The organism is Mesorhizobium sp. (assembly GCF_965229135.1).
GTDB lineage: Bacteria > Pseudomonadota > Alphaproteobacteria > Rhizobiales > Rhizobiaceae > Mesorhizobium.
The window spans coordinates 1,609,924-1,625,281 of the sequence record NZ_OZ245860.1 but is presented as its reverse complement, the minus strand read 5'-3'; the positions used below and the strand labels follow the sequence as shown (position 1 = coordinate 1,625,281).

Here is a 15,358-nt window from a genome sequence, read left to right as displayed (position 1 = left end):
CTGAACATCGCCGCCGGTTTTCTCGAGATTGCGTTAGCCGGGATGCGTCATGTCCTCCGGCCGTACCAGGCGGTCATAATCGGCTTCGCTGACCAGTCCGGTGGCCAGCGCTTCCTCGCGAAGAGTGGTACCGTTCTTGTGCGCTGTCTTGGCGATCTTGGCTGCATTATCGTAACCGATGGTTGGCGCCAGCGCGGTCACCAGCATCAGCGAGCGGTCGAGCGCTGCCTTGATGTTGTCTTCCCGCGCCTCGATGCCGACGACGCAATTGTCTGTGAAGGAGACAGAAGCGTCGGCGAGCAACTGCACCGATTGCAGGAAATTGTAGGCCATCAGCGGGTTGTAGACATTGAGCTCGAAATGGCCTTGGCTGCCGGCAAAGGTGACGGCGGCGTTGTTGCCGAACACTTGTACGCAGACCTGCGTCATCGCCTCGCACTGTGTGGGGTTGACCTTGCCGGGCATGATCGAGGAGCCCGGTTCGTTTTCGGGCAGCGACAGTTCGCCGAGGCCCGAGCGAGGGCCCGAACCGAGGAAGCGGATGTCGTTTGCGATCTTGAAGAGCGCCGCCGCCGCCGCGTTGATCGCGCCATGCGAGAACACCATGGAATCATGCGCCGCGAGCGCCTCGAACTTGTTCGGCGCGGTGACGAAGGCGATGCCGGTGATATCAGCGATGCGATCCGCGACTCTTTCGGCAAAGCCGACCGGCGCGTTAAGCCCCGTACCGACGGCGGTGCCGCCTTGCGCCAGTTCCTGCAGGCCGGGCAGCGTCATCTCGATGCGCTTGATCGACGAGGCGACCTGCGCCGCATAGCCCGAAAATTCCTGGCCCAGCGTAAGCGGCGTGGCATCCTGCGTGTGGGTGCGGCCGATCTTGATGATGTGGTTGAACTCTCTGCTCTTGGCGGCGAGCGCCTTGTGCAGGTGTTTCAGCGCCGGCAGGAGGTCATGCACGATGCGCTCGGCACAAGCGATGTGCATGGCCGTCGGATAGGTGTCGTTCGACGACTGGCTCATATTGACGTGGTCGTTGGGATGCACCGGCTTCTTCGAGCCCATGACACCGCCCAGCATTTCGATCGCGCGGTTCGAGATTACCTCATTGGCGTTCATGTTGGATTGCGTACCCGAGCCGGTCTGCCAGACGACAAGCGGAAAATGATCGTTGAGCTTGCCGTCTATGACCTCTTGCGCGGCCGCGATGATCGCCTTGCCGATCGCCGGGTCGAGCCGCTTGAGCTCCATATTGGCTTCCGCCGCGGCGCGCTTGACGATGCCCAGCGCGCGCACGATAGAGGCCGGCTGCTTTTCCCAGCCGATCTTGAAATTGCCGAGGGAGCGCTGCGCCTGCGCGCCCCAGTAGCGGTCGGCGGCAACCTCGATGGGGCCGAACGTATCGGTTTCGGTTCTGGTCTTTTCAGCGCTCACGAGGGTTCTCCTGTCGACGTCGGCAAGGGCGTATCGCGTTGCACAAATGGCTTCAAGCGGAGAATACATATGGGAGCGATGCAAATCGGTTGAAGGGCACGCCTCTTCTCTGCCGGCGGTATAGCCACCATCGATTGCGAAGATACCGCCGCTGGTCCAGGCGGCTTCATCGCTGGCGAGATAGACAGCAATGCCGCCCAACTCGCTGGTGCGACAGATACGACCGAGCGCATGGCTGCGCTCGACATAGGCGGCCAGCTCTTGTTGTGCGGTCTCGGGCAGGTTTTCGATCGACCTGCGCCGCGTGGCGGCGTCGATGGTTCCAGGCGCAATGGCATTGACGCGGATGCCGCGCGGATCGAGCTCGAGCGCCAGCGACTTGGTCAAGAATTCAGAGCACCCTTCGACAGCGAATAGAGGCTCGCACCCTGTGGAAACGCTTGCGAAGGCTTGCTGAGGGAGTGCCGAAAAGATAGCAAGCAACAGCGGTCTCTAGACTTTTGAAAGGCCGCCTGCACGTTTCCGACATTGATCTATGAAGAGACTTTTTTTAATGGCGCGCTTAAAAACAAGAATACCGAATCTCCCCATACCAGTCGATATTGTAGAAGTGGATCGCCGCTTCCTGCCTGGCCTCAATCGAAATGAAATGTACTGTCGGTTCCATGGCGGCAAAGTCGAGGCGAGGTTCCGCGCGGCATGGCTTGAAAGACACATACAAACTCTTACTCTGATTGCTGAGGCGCTGGCACTACTCGGCGTTCGCAGCATCCAGCCCTTTTATGTTAATTTGGCCGACACGCCCTCCGCGAGGAGATACAGGCATTTCCGGACCAGATTCGGGACGTCCGCCGCGGACGGTTATGCCGAAATTGCTGCTCCTGATTTTGTGTTCAATGGCTGGCCGGAAGCGCAGTTCGACGACTACGACCAGAAAGCGCGGGCGATGTCGGCGGCGTCGGAGAAGACGCCGCTCGACAATCGGGCTTTTTGGGCCGGCCGCTGCATGAACGAAGCGCGCAAGGCGGCGGTGCGGATTGCGTCAATGCACCCAGATCTTCTGGAGGCTTATGACACCGAGCCGAATTATGACGGCGCGGCGATGCGGTATTCCGGCACGTTCAGGACAATGGAAGAGCAGGTAGCGACCTATAGATACCTGATAGACGTGGAGGGGGCAGGCTATAGCGGTCGATTAAAGTTGCAGCTCCATAGCAAACGGGTCGTTCTGTTGCAGGAGCGGCCATGGCGGGAGTGGTTTTTTGCCGACATTGAGCCGTTCCGTCACTACGTCCCGGTGGCACGGGATCTGTCTGATCTGGTCGAGCGTATCGAATGGCTGCACGACAATCCCAAGAGGGAAGCTGAGATAGCTGAGGAGGCCCAACGGTTTGCACAAACGCACCTTACGCGTTCGGCGGCCGTGGCGACATGGGCTCGGCTGCTCGAAAACCACGCGGCTTCCGGCGGCAACCTGAAGCCCGGCCTCGAGAGGAAAAGGCGCGCGACATAGGCTTTGGCGTCGTGGGCGTGGCTCCTTCCGCTTCTGGGCTCAAGGACGAGCTCGGCGGACCCGCCCAGCTAAAGGCTGGCTGACGCGCAGCGCCCGCCACTAGCGGCCGGAGGCGATCTCGATAAGGAACGTATCAGTTCAGCTTGTGATCTTTGTGGCGTTCAGGATGGTTCTCCTTGTCGAGTGAGGCGACATCCTATCGCGTTGCACAAGCCGCTCTCTAGCGGAGAATGCAGCCGGAGTTGCGATATTGCCGTAGCGTTCTCACATGGCTCTTCCGTTGACTCAACGGCCGCGTCGGCCGAATCCGGTCGGGCCTGTCGAGCGCTTCATGCGCGCGGCCGGAGGTGCCGGGTTCATCCTGTCTGCTTGTTTCGTGGGATTAAACCGATGCGTGCATGGTCAAGGGCGATCTGTTGCCGGATGTCACCTCAAGAGGGATCGCTTTGTCGGCGACAGGCGCAAGGTCTCCGTCGGTTTTGCCAGATATGGCTTGGTCTCCTGGCCAAATGCCTGCCATGCGGGCGAGGCAGCGAGCGTGGCTTCGTGGCTGGCGTAGACCTCGGCGCTGTCAAAATCAGCAACCGCGATGAACACGTTTTCATTGGCCCGCACTGGCAAGCGGGGAAAACTGTTTTTGGCATGTTCAGTCACGAAGGCTGCGAGCAAGCGCCCGCCGGGCGCCGTCAACAAAGGAACGGCGGTGATTTCGAAGTGCCTGGCGAATCTGGCTTCGGTGCCGGATCGCAAGTGATGAATCCAAATGCCAAAGTTGGCGGTCGTTCGATTGCCTTCCCTTGATTTTTCCAGATGTGGTGCGTTGTCCCGTTGCAGTCCGGAAAGGTCGAATGCAGCCCCCGGCCAGGCCGGCTTGAGCAGAAGCACATCGTCGGAATCGATCATCGTCGCATTGGCGGCATCGCGATGCGCGGCCCAAACCGGCCCGTCATAAAAGCCGGTCAGGGCATTTTTTCGCGCCTCCATGCTATCAAAGCCGCGCAGCCAGACGAACATGTCCGGACGGTCAAGGTCGCGGAACTGGCCGATAATGGTCATGCCGGCCTTTTCCTGAGCTTCGATCAGCTTGCTGTCGAACAGGTCGATCAGCACTTCGCGCTTGCCGGGCTTTAACGTGTATTGCCTGAGTTCGACGACCGGCGAGGTGGAGAGGTCGAGTTTCGTGTTCAGCGGCATGTTCATCTCCCAGTTTCAAAACAGGTTGATCCTCCTGTTTAAAACAAACCGGTTGTCCTGTTTTGTCAATCTGCTATCGTGCTAACATGTCAGCAGAGGTTACCGCTCCGCCGGAAAGGCGACCACGAAAACGAATCAACGACCCGCGGGGGATGCGCAAACGCGTGCTCGATGTCGCTGAGGAGTCGTTCCAGGCACGTGGCTACCACGCCTCCAGCCTGGGCGATTTGATGATGGCCGCTGGCATAACCGGCGGCGCATTGCATCATCATTTTCCGACCAAGAAAGCGCTGGCGATGGCGGTGATCGAGGAGCGTGTGGCCGCCGCGGTTGAACAGACCTGGATCGCGCCTTTGCTGGCGGCGGCTTCGGCGCGCGAAGGCGTGCGGAGTGTTTTCGAGGCTGTGGCGGCGGAGCTGGAGCGGCAGGGCTTCGTGCGCGGCTGCCCACTCAACAATCTCGCGCACGAACTGGCGCTTGCCGATCCGGATTTCCGTATTGCGCTGTCCGGCATCTTCTCGACATGGCGCCAGGCGCTTGCCGACAAGATCGCCTCCGACCAGCAGGCGGGCGTGGAGCAAGGCACCGATCCCCAGCGCTTTGCGGCACTCGCTGTGGCCGCCTATTCCGGCGCCATGTCCATGGCCAAGACGGCGCAGGATGCCAGCATTTTGCGGGACTGCCTTGCAGCGTTGAAGCCAGTGTGAACGGTCAGGCTACTCGGTCAGCGCTTTGATGGTCTCGTAGCCAACGACGCTCTCGGCCTTGGTGCCCTGGTCGTAGCGCTTGGCCAGGACCGCCTGGAGGTCGGGCGCGTAGAGCGCGGTGTATTCATCCAGTGTTTCGCCGGCCTCGTTGGTGATCGTCTGCTTGACGTTGAGAACATTGTACTTGCAGTCACCCAGTCGGAACGTTTCCTTGCCCTGGACAGCAATCGCAACCGTCTCGGTACCTTTGGGCTGCTTGTTCGACGCCAGGCGGACAAAAAGCGTCTTGCTTTTTGCTCCTGTCTGCAGAGGAAACAACTTTCGCATGTCCGATAGCGGGATCATCGCCATCTGGCCCGTCTTGCTATCTCTGAACACCTCGATGAGGCCGCCAAAAAGGAACTGCGTCTGCGGCGACTGGGATTCGTATTTGTTGGCGACAGAAATCATTCCACCTGCCGCCGGTCGGAATTCGCTGTGGATGCCAGGCCGCTCCAGAACGAAACCCTCCTTGGCGGATTTGGCGTCGACACACTGAGCGGCGTGCGCGTCGCCAGCCGACAGCACAATCGCCAATACTCCATGTAAAGCTGCAGTCTTCATGGCTCTTCCCACTGGCGCACAAAATGATTGTTCGGGCCTCTAGACATGGCAGAGCTGCGACATGTTGTCGATGCCCGGGGAGCGCGCCCTTCTGATGCTGTGCGCGCGGTCTGGGAACTGGACGGCCGGGTGCCTCTCGTGCTGAATCCGCGGTGATGAATCACCTGTCGCCAAGATTGTTGTCCAGACGTGGTTTCCTGCGGCAGGCAGCAGGGCTTGCGGCCACGAGTCTTGCCGCGCGACCCGCCTTTGCACAGGCCGGCGCGAGGATTCCCAATGTCGACGCCACCTTCCTGTTCGTCTGCGATGTCCATGCCTGCCGCATGGCGAATGGACTGAGCCCGAATTGCTTGCAGGAAGGCAAGACCGACGCCGCTTTGCTCCGCAACATTGCCGCGCTGAACAACATTGGTGAGAAGCAATGGCCGGCCGAGATCAATGGTGCGGCGACGGGCCTGCGCTCGGCCGGCAGCCGCATCGGCACACCGCGCGGTGTCATCGTCGGCGGCGACATGACCGACGACGGCGGCGGTCAGATCACGCAGCCGAGCGAGGGCACGCAGCTTCTCCAGTTTAGCCAGCGCTATCAGGAGGGCGTTGGCCCCGACCGCGTGCATATGCCTGTCTATGTCGGGCTCGGCAATCATGACCTCGACCAGAATGGCCCGCCACCGCACGTCGACTGGTACCGGCGTGAAATGCGAGACTATGTCGAGGTCAATCACCGGGCGGGCGTGTTTTTCAAGCCGCCGGTGCCCGCCACAAGCTACGATGTCGACACCGACTGCTATTCGTGGGATTGGGGCGGCCTTCATCTCGTCCAGACACATCGCTTCGCGGGCGATACCGGACACGGCGCCACAAGCGCTCTGCCCTGGCTCAAGCAGGATCTGGCGACCTATGCCGCGGATGGGCGACCGGTCGTGCTCTTTCAGCATTACGGATGGGACACTTTTTCGACTGAGAGGTGGGATCCCGCCAAAAGCACCTTTGATGATGATGGCGCGGGTGTGCCGCACTGGTGGGGGGAGGCCGACAGGCAGGCGCTGCTGGCGACGCTGAAGGGCTACAACGTGATTGGCATCTTTCATGGCCATCAGCATGAAACGCCGATGGTTTACAGTCGTGATGGACTTGACCTTTTCAAGCCCAAAGCCGCGTATCTGGGGGGCTTCGCGCTGGTGCGGGTTTCAGGAGATGACCTCGAACTTGTGTTGGGCGAGGCGAGCGGCGAGCATGGCGAAGTGAACTTCACAAACGCCTTCCGCAAGAGCTGGCGCACGTGAAAAAGGCGGCATACCTATGCCGCCTTCATATGACCGGCCAGCCGATGTAGCAGGTTCAGAACGCCTTCCTGACCTTGTCTTTCACGTCGCCATAGGCCTTTTGCACCTTGCCTGCGACCTTGTCGGCCATGCCTTCAACCTGTGTTCGCCTGTTGCCGGTGGCCTTGCCTGCCGCCTGTTTGACAGATCCCTTGATCTGCTTGGCCATGCCTGCAACCTGATCCTTGTTCACCACGTCCGCATCTCCTGAAGTTTTTATCCGCGACAACAAACGCAGAGTTCGCGACTTAGGTTCCGCGGGCCAGCCGGTTGCGGGCATAAGGGGCATGGCTTTCGGCCTTTTCGTGTGCCCGCCGCATCGCAGGCTGGACAGGACCATCGGCTTGCCACCATCGAGGCACTGACCGCCGAGGATGTTGCTGCCGCAATCCTCTATGCCGTCAGTCAGCCGGCCCGCGTCAATGTCAACGAGATCGTCATCAGGCCGACGGATCAGGAGCGTTGAACTGGATCTGCGGACGCAGCAAGATTGTTCCCCGCCCAATTGCATTGCCCGGCCGAAAGACAACAACCGACCACACCCACAGGTGGAACGAAACGTTAAAGGCCAGTGTGCTTTTCTATCCCCGTGTCAGGGGTGGCAGAGTGTCATGCGGTCTTGCAAGGAGAAGTCACCGGTTCAAGGCGTTCGGCTTTCCGAACTGGTCAGCGCTCTCAGCTACGCACTCGACATCAGTGAAGGTCATCCAACCGGACATTGCGTCCGGTCCTGCTGGATCGGCTTTCACATCGGCCGTGAGGCGGGGCTCTCATCCGATGAGCTTTCGCACCTCTACTATACGCTTCTCTTGAAGGATGTCGGCTGCAGCAGCAACGCGGCACGCATTTGCCGCCTATATCTAGCCGACGATATCGCACTCAAGCACGATTTCCACCTCGTCAATGACAGCCTGCCGCAGATCCTGCGCTTCGTGCTGTCGCGAACCGGCATGAAGGCGAAGCTGGCCGAGCGCTTCAGGGCGCTGCTCAACATTGCCATGAATGGAGGCACGATCGTCAACGAGCTTTTCCAGACGCGTTGCCAGACCGGCGCGGAAATCGTCCGGCAGATGCGATTTCCGGAACAGGTGGCGCAGGGCGTCATGGATCTGGACGAGCATTGGAATGGTAGCGGTCACCCGGCCGGATTGAAGGGGGAGGCGATTTCCCTTCAGGCACGGATTGCACTGGTCGCCCAGATCGCGGACGTCTTTTACGCCAGCGCCGGTCCGGATGGCGCGCTCGCCGAGCTGCGCGCACGTTCAGGCACATGGTTCGAGCCTCGCCTGGTTGCCGCCTGCGAGCGAGCGGCAACCGCGCCAAATTTCTGGGCCATGCTCGACTCGCCCGAACTCTCGCTGGCGGTGATCGATCTCGCGCCCTCTGAAGAGCATTTGCCGATCGATGATGACTATCTGGACGACGTCGCCGCCGCCTTCGCCAAGGTGGTCGATGCCAAGTCGCCCTTCACCAACGGCCACAGTGAGCGCGTGGCGTTGTTCACCGACATGATCGCCGAGGAGATCGGGCTCGACGAGCAGCACCGCCGTCGCCTGAAGCGTGCAGCGCTGCTGCACGACATCGGCAAGCTCGGTGTTTCCAACCAGATTCTGGACAAGCCCGGCCGTTTGGATGAAGCAGAGTGGGTGGCGGTGCGCCATCATCCCACGCTTGGCGAGATCATCTTGTCTCGCATTGGTGCATTTCGGGAACTCTCCCGAATCGCGGGCTCGCATCATGAAAGGCTGGACGGGAAGGGCTATCCGCGCGGATTGAAAGGTGATGCGATCGACCTCGACACGCGTATCGTCACCACTGCTGACATTTTTGACGCGCTGACGGCGGAGCGGCCCTATCGCGCTGCGATGCCGGTGTCCGAGGCCTTTGAGATCATGGCCGGCGAAGTTGGCTCGGCACTCGATCAATCCTGCTACGAGGCGCTGCGGCGAGCGATTCTCCATCTGGAGAAAATGGCGGCCTAGGTGCAGCACGGGCGACATATCGTGCGCTATGGAACAAGAATTGACATCGAGCCAAAAGGGGTCTACAAATAAATCGTCGATATTTGTTTGACTGACTTTTGTTATCCGCGCATCCAAGCGCGCCTTTGACGAACTTCCCCCATCCAAAATCGAGACAAACGTTGTTGCGTATTCGCGCGACGGCGAACGAATATTTGCCATGGAAAGGGTTCGTTTATGAGCACCGGCACAGTTAAATGGTTCAACGCCACCAAGGGTTTTGGTTTTATTCAGCCTGACGACGGCTCGGCCGACGTTTTTGTCCACATTTCGGCTGTAGAGCGCGCCGGAATGCGCGACATCGTCGAGGGTCAGAAGCTCGGCTACGAGATGGTCCGCGACAACAAGTCCGGCAAGATGTCCGCCGATCAGTTGAAGGCGGCCTGAAAACGGAATTCAGCCTTCCGGTGACCACGGATGTACTGGCACTGGTAACGGCGAATTTCGGGCCGCGCTCCTAGAGACGCGCGGCACTTCGACAGAAGGTCAGGCAATGCCTGGCCTTTTCCATTTTTGCACTCCGACCGCCGAAAGAGCGCTGCGCGTCTGCGCGGACATGCTAAGGACGTTCCAGAAATCTGAAAATTGGCCTGAATCTGAATCGGCCAGCAATTGGGATCGGGACGCGGTATTGCTTTGTGCATGGTCCTGGCCAAAAAGACAGGCCTTGCCATTTTTCGGCGTCAGGCTCCGAACGGGAGAAAGATTTTGACCGCACCTTCGAAGGTATCCGGCGATCGGGCCGAGTCCCTCTTCAGCAAGACCCAGACCCAGTCGATGTCCCTTGGCCGCATCATTTCCGAACGGGATGCCGTCAGTGAGGCTCGGGAGGCGAAGACGGCCAGGCTGCGCGAATTGCGTCTTGAAAAAGAAGCGGAAGAGGTGGCTGCCGCCGCCGCGCTTGCGTCGTTGCCGAAACGGGCGGGCAAACGCTGATGGCCACCAAACGCGTCCCTCAGAAGCCGGTCGCCACCGACTCAACCATTGCCGATGTCGTCGAAACTCTCGACAAGCCGGTCGAATATGTCCGGCGTGTTCTCGAAAAGCTCGAGCGCTGCAAAAGGGCCCATGGCGATGCCCAGGTGCGTCTTGGCGTGCGCGGCCGGGCCGAGTGCCCGAACTATCTGATAGAATATGTCCGCGAGGACCCCAAGACCCACGAGCGCGCTGTCTATCAGGATGCCGCCTATAGCGGCAGCACGCATCGTGAACTGGCGCCCAAGCACATCGAGGATGCCAGGAACTGGTCGCCTGAGGAAATGAACATCACCGCGGTGTCGGCGCTGATCGGGCGCCTTCGCAATCCGCGCGCACCATCATCGCGTTTCGCTGACGAGGATTGACATGGCCATAAAGTTTTCCACCAAGGAGCAACCGGGAGCAACGGTCGCCGCGAAGCCCGCAAAGGCGGCAGGCGACGTTAAGAAGCCGTCCGCCACGCCGAAGCAGGCGGATGGCGCTGGCGACGGCGCGACCGACCTGTTCCTGTCGTCTGAGGCTCCGAAGGGCAAGACAAGGAAAAAGAAATAACCTCCTTGCCGCTTAGCGACCCCACCGCGCCATCGTCGCGGGCCACGGCCGTGTTCGACTGCCAGGCCTGCGGTGCGTGCTGCTCATACTCATCGGAATGGCCTCGCTTTTCCACCGAGGATGACGCTCAGCTTGACCTGATTCCGACAAAATATGTGGCGGCCAATGAATCCGGAATGCGCTGCGACGGCGTGCGCTGTTCGGCATTGACCGGGGAGGTCGGCAAATCAACGGCTTGCGGCATCTACGAAGTCCGCCCCGACGTTTGCCGCGCCTGCATGCCCGGCGACGACGATTGCCTGATGGCACGTCATGCTCACCGGCTGCCAACCCTGTGAACCGCTTTCCTTGACGGTTTGTGCCGCTTGTGCGCGCCTCCTTGGCTAGGTACGTTCTTGCGCGGGTCAGGCCAGTGCTTTGGAGGAGCGTCGTGAGCTTTGAGTTTCTGTTGACATCGCTGATCGTCGTGGCTTCGCCCGGCACCGGCGTTCTCTATACCCTGAGCGCAGGCCTTTCGCGCGGCGCCCGCGCCAGCATCATCGCCGCCTTCGGCTGCACGCTTGGCATCATCCCGCATATGGCGGCAGCCATCACCGGTCTCGCGGCACTGCTGCACACCAGCGCGGTGGCCTTCGAAACGTTGAAGTATCTGGGTGTTGCCTATCTGCTTTACATGGCTTGGAACACGCTGAAGGAAAAGGGCGGCCTGAGCGTCGACCAGGATGTTGCGCCGCGCTCGGCCCGCAAGATGATCACCTCCGGCATCCTGATCAACATCCTCAACCCGAAGCTGTCGATCTTCTTCTTCGCCTTCCTGCCTCAGTTCGTCAGCACGACGCAGCCTGACGCGATTTCAAAGATGCTGGAACTCAGCAGCGTCTTCATGCTTTTAACATTCGTCGTTTTTGTCGGCTACGGCATCTTCGCGGCATCGATCCGCAGCCATGTCGTGTCGAGGCCAATGGTAATGACCTGGATGCGCCGTACCTTCGCCGGCGCGTTCGTCATGCTTGGGGCCAAGCTGGCGCTGACGGAACGGTGAGTTCTTAGGGATTGTTCTTCCAGATATCCTATCGCCTGGACATCAGTACATTCTGTACGCACATCAAACTGAAGCCGGGAACTCAATCGTCGTCAGAGTATATAGACTGGCCTACATAATATGTAGACCGATTGTCATATTATGAGCAAAGCCTATAGTTGCCTCTCCTGACAGAGGTTGACATGGCGAACGATACCCGCACCCGCATGATCGAGACGACGGCGCAGTTGCTGAGGAAGCGCGGCTATCATGGCACCTCGCTCAACGACATCTTGAGTGCCAGCGGCGCGCCGAGAGGGTCGCTCTATTTTCACTTTCCGGGTGGAAAGGATCAACTCGTCGTCGAGGTCACGCGCGACAGCGTTGAAAAGGTGACGCAAGGACTGGACGAGGCGCTTGCAGCCGAGGCCGACCCGGCGGTCGCCGTACATCATATCTATCAGGCCATTGGACGCATGCTGGAGGAGAACGAGTTCACGCTTGGTTGTCCGATCGCTCCTCTGGTGCTCGACGCGCCGGCCGATGTGCCGGAACTGGCCGAGCTCTGCCGATCTGCGTTTCAGCAATGGATCGGCCTCCTGGAGGAATCTTTTGTCAGGGCAGGGGTGCCCGACCGCCGCGCGCACGCGTTGGCGGTGCTCGTCGAATCATCGCTGGAAGGGCTGATGGTGATCGCCCGGGCCACTCGCGACCGTGCGCCGATCCTTGCTGTTGCGGACGAAGTCGCTGCATTGATTGAAAGCGCTGTTCTGGGCACGGGCCGGCTGACGCGAGGCGTTACGACAGATGCGCAGCTTGCCTAGAGTAGGCCCCAAGCCTCGCCCCAATATCCCAGGCAGGTCTACGCGCCCTGGTTCGGAAAGCAGGCCTGTGCGCTCAGGTTGGGGCCATTGGCCAGCGCCGTGATGAAGCCGGGCAGCGCGGTCGAGAATGTGTAGGAAATCTTGACGGTCGAGAAGCCGGAAAGGCCCGAGCAACTGGTGTTGTTGTTGACGGTGATGTTGGTGCCGGCAAGAACGATGCCGTCGGTCGCGGCGATGCCGCTGATGTAGGTGACGGTGCTTGCGGCGTTGTAGACGCCGTTCTGTGTGCATCCGGGCTGCAGAACGCCGACGCAACGGGCACCTGCCGTGGCTGTCTGTTCCAACACGTGCTGCGCCCAGTACATCCGCCCGAACTCGATGGTTCCCATCAACACAATCAAGAGCGGCACTGAAAGCAACGCGAACTCTACAGCGCTGGCGCCCGAGCTGTTGAGCAAGAATGACGTCAGGCGTTTCATTGTGGCTGTACGACGGACTGGACAGTGATGTTGCCACCCTGGACGACACCGAGACCGCCGAAGAGTGGAGAATAGGGTTTGCTTGCGGTGATGGTCACGAACTTTCCGGCTATGCCGCCGCTGCTGCAGACACTGCCGCATGTCATTGGTGAGCCCCAGGCGATGTTGCCCGACGCAACGGTTGGGCAATAGCACTGGTCGGCGTTGGATGCGGTTCCGGTCTGGGTCGTGACGGAGGTGCTGGCGTTCAGGGCCGTCGATGCGCCATTGTTGACGACGACCTGAACGTTGCCGCCGTTGCCCCCAAGCCCGCTCGCGGTCACGGCAACGATGTTGTTTGCCAGCGCACTGCCGCCGGCGGAATTGACGTTGGCGCCGTTGAGCAAGGCATAGTTGGAGCCGGCGGAGACCGCCGTGCTCAGTTCGAATTTTGCTTTCAGCGAGCCGCCGATATCGACCGTTCCCGCAAGAATGAGAAGCAAGATCGGGCTGATCAGCGCGAATTCGACAGCCGAGACGCCGGTTATCTCGCGCGACAGGAAGCGGGCGAAGCAGGATCGCATTAAAGTGCTGGGCAGGCGAGGGCGGAAAGCGGATATCGTCTTCACTGGACCAGGCTCACTTTGCTGCTGGTGGTGGCGCCCGAGGCCGCGATGCACTCCGAGGTGGCGGCGGTCCCGCCTGACAGTGTAATGCTTGAGCCAATGATCTGAAGGCATTTGGTCGTATCATTTGTAGAGCCTATGCTGGCTCCGCCGCTCAAGGTGATTGGACCGTAGGGGAAATAGAACGCACCGGAAATCTGTGCGTTGGACCCGCCCTGGGTGAGGGTTGCGCCGCCCGTGTTGGATGTCGAGGTGGGGCCGATAACGGCCAGTTTTGCCGTCGCACCCGTTTGTGGCGCTGTCAGCACGATGTTGCTGTAACCCGAGGCGATGCAGAAGACGTAGCCATTGCAGGTTCCCGATGTTGCCTTGGTTTTTCCCGACAGCACCAGTGTGACGTTCGTGCCGCTGACGCTGATCGAACTGCCACCACAGTTGGCGCTGCCGCCACCATTGGCGCCCAGCGTGAAATAGCCGTCGACCGTGTAGACGCCGGCGCCCATCAGGACCGCGCCGGAAGCCATGAAGTTTCCGGAAATGTCGTGTTGAGCCGCGGCGCTGATGACGAAGCAACTGCCGCCACCGCCGGCATTCACATTGCCGACGACCTGAAACACACTGTTGGCGCCGGTGGCGTCGGCCATGACGATCGTGCCGCCGCCACCAAGCGTGATCGCATCGCCATTGCTGCCGGGGCCGATCTTGTAGCTGTTGGAGGTACCCGAACCGAAGGTGAGCGTCGAGCCGCCGGTGTTGTTGAAGCCACCCGGCAGTTCGAAGGTGCTTGGTCCGGCAAAGCTCAAACTGCTGGTGTTGCAGATGCTGACGCGTGCCGCCCCGTTGCATGCGTTGGGGCTCATGCCGATCTTGAAGGTCCCCGCGCCGAAAGTGGTGGTGCTGCCACCGCCGGTCGTAAGACCTTTGGCAAAATTGTAGATGCCTGGTCCGAAGTTTGTGGTGCCGCTTGTCGTGACGTTGCTGGCGAAATTGTATGTTGTTGTCGCGGCCCCAGTTGTTGCGAAATTCAGATTGATGCCGCCCTGGATCGTGAGCGCCCCGATGTTGACGGTGGGCGTGCTGCCGCAATTTAGGGTCCAGGTGCTGCCGCTGAATGTGGCGCTACAGCCAAGCGCGGTTGCCTGATTTATCGTGGAACCTTGACTGTAGCCGAAGTCAATATTTGTGCCGGTTGTATTGGTCGGTGGCGTTGTCGCTGAAAGCGCTGACACGGTCGCGATACGGGCAACGGCCGTGGTGATGGCTGTATTGCCAGCCAAGGGGTCGGCTGTCGCTTTCTTGGCGATCACCGCCGCGGTGCCGTTCGGACCGGTGATGCCGCCGCAAGGCTGGCTGGGTGCCGTCGTGGAATTGTAGTTGACGCCGATCGCCGAGACATAAGTACCGCAAGGAACCGTAACCGTGCTGTTGGACGAGACGGTACATTTGGGCGCGGTGATGGTGGTGCCGCCGCTCAAGGTGACGCCGCTCTGGGTACCGTCGAGCGCGAGCACGCAGCCAGGTGTCTGCGGCTGGGCTCCGACCTCGACGACCGAGTTCGACGTGATCTGCAATTGCTGGCGGCTCTGCAGCACGCGCGCCAAAAGCAGGTTCTGCTGAGTGCTGATCGAGACCGTTACAGCGTTGACGCCGGCGGTTTTCGGAGAGGCAATGAGAGCCGCCGTGACGCTTGCCGCCGGAACGCCGTTTAGGGTGGCGACGTTCACCGCGGCCGCCGTCATCTGGTCCGTCGACTTTGTCGTGTTGTAGGCGAGCGCGCCCGCATAGGCCGACAGATCGGCGACCCGCTGGTTCTGCGCCTGCTGGACCAAGGCGCTGCCATATTCGGTCACCAGCGCGGCTATCCCGATCAGCACCGGCATTGCCAATGCGGATATAATCAGGACGTTGCCGTTGCGGCTACCCGCAAACCTGCCGACAATCCGGATGATGTCTGCCTTGATGGACAAAACGATGCACTCCGACGCAACCTTGGCGTGAATATCTCCTTTAGTAATCGTGCATTTGTTAAAAATCGGCTTCGCGACATATTTCGGATCTCGAGGCGAGAGTCCGGTGCCTAACGCCGATTTTGTTTGGTAAAAACC

The 15,358-nt window shown here is 60.3% G+C and carries 19 protein-coding genes and 1 pseudogene; 12 read left to right on the top strand and 8 right to left on the bottom strand.

Going from position 1 to position 15,358, the window contains the following annotated elements:
- Nucleotides 1-33: 33 nt before the first annotated feature.
- Together fumC and ACO07C_RS08000 are read right to left on the bottom strand one after the other, a co-directional pair.
- Nucleotides 34-1,431: a class II fumarate hydratase gene (gene fumC / locus ACO07C_RS08005; RefSeq protein WP_421917470.1), complete on the bottom strand. Its 1,398-nt coding sequence runs from the start codon at nucleotides 1,429-1,431 to the stop codon at nucleotides 34-36.
- Nucleotides 1,432-1,560: 129 nt separating this feature from the next.
- A pseudogene (locus ACO07C_RS08000) lies at nucleotides 1,561-1,818 on the bottom strand (SDR family oxidoreductase); the annotation flags it as partial.
- A gap of 148 nt (nucleotides 1,819-1,966) precedes the next feature.
- On the opposite strand from ACO07C_RS08000, the gene ACO07C_RS07995 reads away from it, so the two are divergent.
- Entirely contained in the window at nucleotides 1,967-2,944 is a 978-nt protein-coding gene (locus tag ACO07C_RS07995) for a glycosyl transferase family 90 (RefSeq protein ID WP_421913636.1), read from the top strand.
- A 426-nt stretch (nucleotides 2,945-3,370) separates the two neighbouring features.
- On the opposite strand, the gene ACO07C_RS07990 is transcribed toward ACO07C_RS07995, so the two are convergent.
- Nucleotides 3,371-4,144: an NIPSNAP family protein gene (locus tag ACO07C_RS07990; protein WP_421913635.1), complete on the bottom strand. Its 774-nt coding sequence runs from the start codon at nucleotides 4,142-4,144 to the stop codon at nucleotides 3,371-3,373.
- 146 nt (nucleotides 4,145-4,290) lie between these two features.
- Here ACO07C_RS07990 and ACO07C_RS07985 point away from each other — a divergent pair, with 146 nt between their 5' ends.
- Complete coding sequence (locus tag ACO07C_RS07985) at nucleotides 4,291-4,845, top strand: TetR/AcrR family transcriptional regulator (RefSeq protein WP_421913634.1); 555 nt, start codon at nucleotides 4,291-4,293, stop codon at nucleotides 4,843-4,845.
- A 9-nt stretch (nucleotides 4,846-4,854) separates the two neighbouring features.
- On the opposite strand, the gene ACO07C_RS07980 is transcribed toward ACO07C_RS07985, so the two are convergent.
- Nucleotides 4,855-5,448, bottom strand: a complete 594-nt coding sequence (locus tag ACO07C_RS07980; RefSeq protein WP_421913633.1) for a hypothetical protein — start codon at nucleotides 5,446-5,448, stop codon at nucleotides 4,855-4,857.
- Between the two features lie 155 nt (nucleotides 5,449-5,603).
- Between ACO07C_RS07980 and ACO07C_RS07975 the strand changes: the two genes are divergently transcribed.
- The gene (locus ACO07C_RS07975; RefSeq protein ID WP_421913632.1) at nucleotides 5,604-6,734 is read left to right on the top strand and encodes a metallophosphoesterase; all 1,131 of its coding nucleotides are present in this window, start codon (nucleotides 5,604-5,606) and stop codon (nucleotides 6,732-6,734) included.
- 55 nt (nucleotides 6,735-6,789) lie between these two features.
- Here the strand turns inward: ACO07C_RS07975 and ACO07C_RS07970 are convergent, their stop codons facing one another.
- The gene (locus tag ACO07C_RS07970) at nucleotides 6,790-6,969 is read right to left on the bottom strand and encodes a CsbD family protein (RefSeq protein ID WP_421917469.1); all 180 of its coding nucleotides are present in this window, start codon (nucleotides 6,967-6,969) and stop codon (nucleotides 6,790-6,792) included.
- A gap of 111 nt (nucleotides 6,970-7,080) precedes the next feature.
- On the opposite strand from ACO07C_RS07970, the gene ACO07C_RS07965 reads away from it, so the two are divergent.
- The 9 genes from ACO07C_RS07965 to ACO07C_RS07925 all read left to right on the top strand — a co-directional run bounded on the left by ACO07C_RS07965 (nucleotide 7,081) and on the right by ACO07C_RS07925 (nucleotide 12,169).
- Nucleotides 7,081-7,239, top strand: a complete 159-nt coding sequence (locus tag ACO07C_RS07965) for a hypothetical protein (protein ID WP_421913631.1) — start codon at nucleotides 7,081-7,083, stop codon at nucleotides 7,237-7,239.
- A 145-nt stretch (nucleotides 7,240-7,384) separates the two neighbouring features.
- On the top strand, nucleotides 7,385-8,755 hold the full coding sequence (locus ACO07C_RS07960; RefSeq protein WP_421917468.1) for an HD-GYP domain-containing protein: 1,371 nt from the start codon (nucleotides 7,385-7,387) through the stop codon (nucleotides 8,753-8,755).
- Between the two features lie 216 nt (nucleotides 8,756-8,971).
- A complete protein-coding gene (locus tag ACO07C_RS07955; RefSeq protein WP_010915421.1) occupies nucleotides 8,972-9,181 on the top strand; it encodes a cold-shock protein in 210 nt (69 codons plus the stop codon).
- Nucleotides 9,182-9,502: 321 nt separating this feature from the next.
- Entirely contained in the window at nucleotides 9,503-9,730 is a 228-nt protein-coding gene (locus ACO07C_RS07950; protein ID WP_421917467.1) for a hypothetical protein, read from the top strand.
- The gene (locus ACO07C_RS07945; protein ID WP_421913630.1) at nucleotides 9,730-10,137 is read left to right on the top strand and encodes a hypothetical protein; all 408 of its coding nucleotides are present in this window, start codon (nucleotides 9,730-9,732) and stop codon (nucleotides 10,135-10,137) included. The genes ACO07C_RS07950 and ACO07C_RS07945 overlap by 1 nt, the downstream gene beginning before the upstream one ends.
- Before the next feature lies 1 nt (nucleotide 10,138).
- Nucleotides 10,139-10,324: a hypothetical protein gene (locus ACO07C_RS07940; RefSeq protein WP_421913629.1), complete on the top strand. Its 186-nt coding sequence runs from the start codon at nucleotides 10,139-10,141 to the stop codon at nucleotides 10,322-10,324.
- A gap of 50 nt (nucleotides 10,325-10,374) precedes the next feature.
- The gene (locus ACO07C_RS07935) at nucleotides 10,375-10,662 is read left to right on the top strand and encodes a YkgJ family cysteine cluster protein (protein WP_421917466.1); all 288 of its coding nucleotides are present in this window, start codon (nucleotides 10,375-10,377) and stop codon (nucleotides 10,660-10,662) included.
- A 92-nt stretch (nucleotides 10,663-10,754) separates the two neighbouring features.
- Nucleotides 10,755-11,366 (top strand): LysE family translocator, encoded by a 612-nt coding sequence (locus tag ACO07C_RS07930; protein ID WP_421913628.1) that lies wholly within the window; start codon nucleotides 10,755-10,757, stop codon nucleotides 11,364-11,366.
- Nucleotides 11,367-11,548: 182 nt separating this feature from the next.
- A complete protein-coding gene (locus ACO07C_RS07925; RefSeq protein WP_421913627.1) occupies nucleotides 11,549-12,169 on the top strand; it encodes a TetR/AcrR family transcriptional regulator in 621 nt (206 codons plus the stop codon).
- Between the two features lie 38 nt (nucleotides 12,170-12,207).
- Here the strand turns inward: ACO07C_RS07925 and ACO07C_RS07920 are convergent, their stop codons facing one another.
- The 3 genes from ACO07C_RS07920 to ACO07C_RS07910 are packed head-to-tail and all read right to left on the bottom strand — an operon-like array spanning nucleotide 12,208 to nucleotide 15,220.
- Entirely contained in the window at nucleotides 12,208-12,648 is a 441-nt protein-coding gene (locus ACO07C_RS07920; RefSeq protein ID WP_421913626.1) for a TadE/TadG family type IV pilus assembly protein, read from the bottom strand.
- Nucleotides 12,645-13,211, bottom strand: coding sequence for a TadE/TadG family type IV pilus assembly protein (locus ACO07C_RS07915; RefSeq protein ID WP_421913625.1), 567 nt, complete (start codon nucleotides 13,209-13,211; stop codon nucleotides 12,645-12,647). Before ACO07C_RS07915 ends, ACO07C_RS07920 begins: the two co-directional genes overlap by 4 nt.
- 41 nt (nucleotides 13,212-13,252) lie before the next feature.
- Nucleotides 13,253-15,220, bottom strand: coding sequence for a pilus assembly protein TadG-related protein (locus ACO07C_RS07910; RefSeq protein ID WP_421913624.1), 1,968 nt, complete (start codon nucleotides 15,218-15,220; stop codon nucleotides 13,253-13,255).
- Between the last annotated feature and the right edge of the window lie 138 nt (nucleotides 15,221-15,358).

Excerpts from the sequence above, each read along its gene's own strand:
- ACO07C_RS07995 (WP_421913636.1), top strand. The coding sequence starts at position 1,967 with ATGAAGAGACTTTTTTTAATGGCGCGCTTAAAAACAAGAATACCGAAT.
- ACO07C_RS07990 (WP_421913635.1), bottom strand. The coding sequence starts at position 4,144 with ATGAACATGCCGCTGAACACGAAACTCGACCTCTCCACCTCGCCGGTC.
- ACO07C_RS07985 (WP_421913634.1), top strand. The coding sequence starts at position 4,291 with ATGCGCAAACGCGTGCTCGATGTCGCTGAGGAGTCGTTCCAGGCACGT.
- ACO07C_RS07980 (WP_421913633.1), bottom strand. The coding sequence starts at position 5,448 with ATGAAGACTGCAGCTTTACATGGAGTATTGGCGATTGTGCTGTCGGCT.
- ACO07C_RS07975 (WP_421913632.1), top strand. The coding sequence starts at position 5,604 with ATGAATCACCTGTCGCCAAGATTGTTGTCCAGACGTGGTTTCCTGCGG.
- ACO07C_RS07960 (WP_421917468.1), top strand. The coding sequence starts at position 7,385 with ATGCGGTCTTGCAAGGAGAAGTCACCGGTTCAAGGCGTTCGGCTTTCC.
- ACO07C_RS07955 (WP_010915421.1), top strand. The coding sequence starts at position 8,972 with ATGAGCACCGGCACAGTTAAATGGTTCAACGCCACCAAGGGTTTTGGT.
- ACO07C_RS07945 (WP_421913630.1), top strand. The coding sequence starts at position 9,730 with ATGGCCACCAAACGCGTCCCTCAGAAGCCGGTCGCCACCGACTCAACC.
- ACO07C_RS07940 (WP_421913629.1), top strand. The coding sequence starts at position 10,139 with ATGGCCATAAAGTTTTCCACCAAGGAGCAACCGGGAGCAACGGTCGCC.
- ACO07C_RS07925 (WP_421913627.1), top strand. The coding sequence starts at position 11,549 with ATGGCGAACGATACCCGCACCCGCATGATCGAGACGACGGCGCAGTTG.
- ACO07C_RS07920 (WP_421913626.1), bottom strand. The coding sequence starts at position 12,648 with ATGAAACGCCTGACGTCATTCTTGCTCAACAGCTCGGGCGCCAGCGCT.
- ACO07C_RS07915 (WP_421913625.1), bottom strand. The coding sequence starts at position 13,211 with ATGCGATCCTGCTTCGCCCGCTTCCTGTCGCGCGAGATAACCGGCGTC.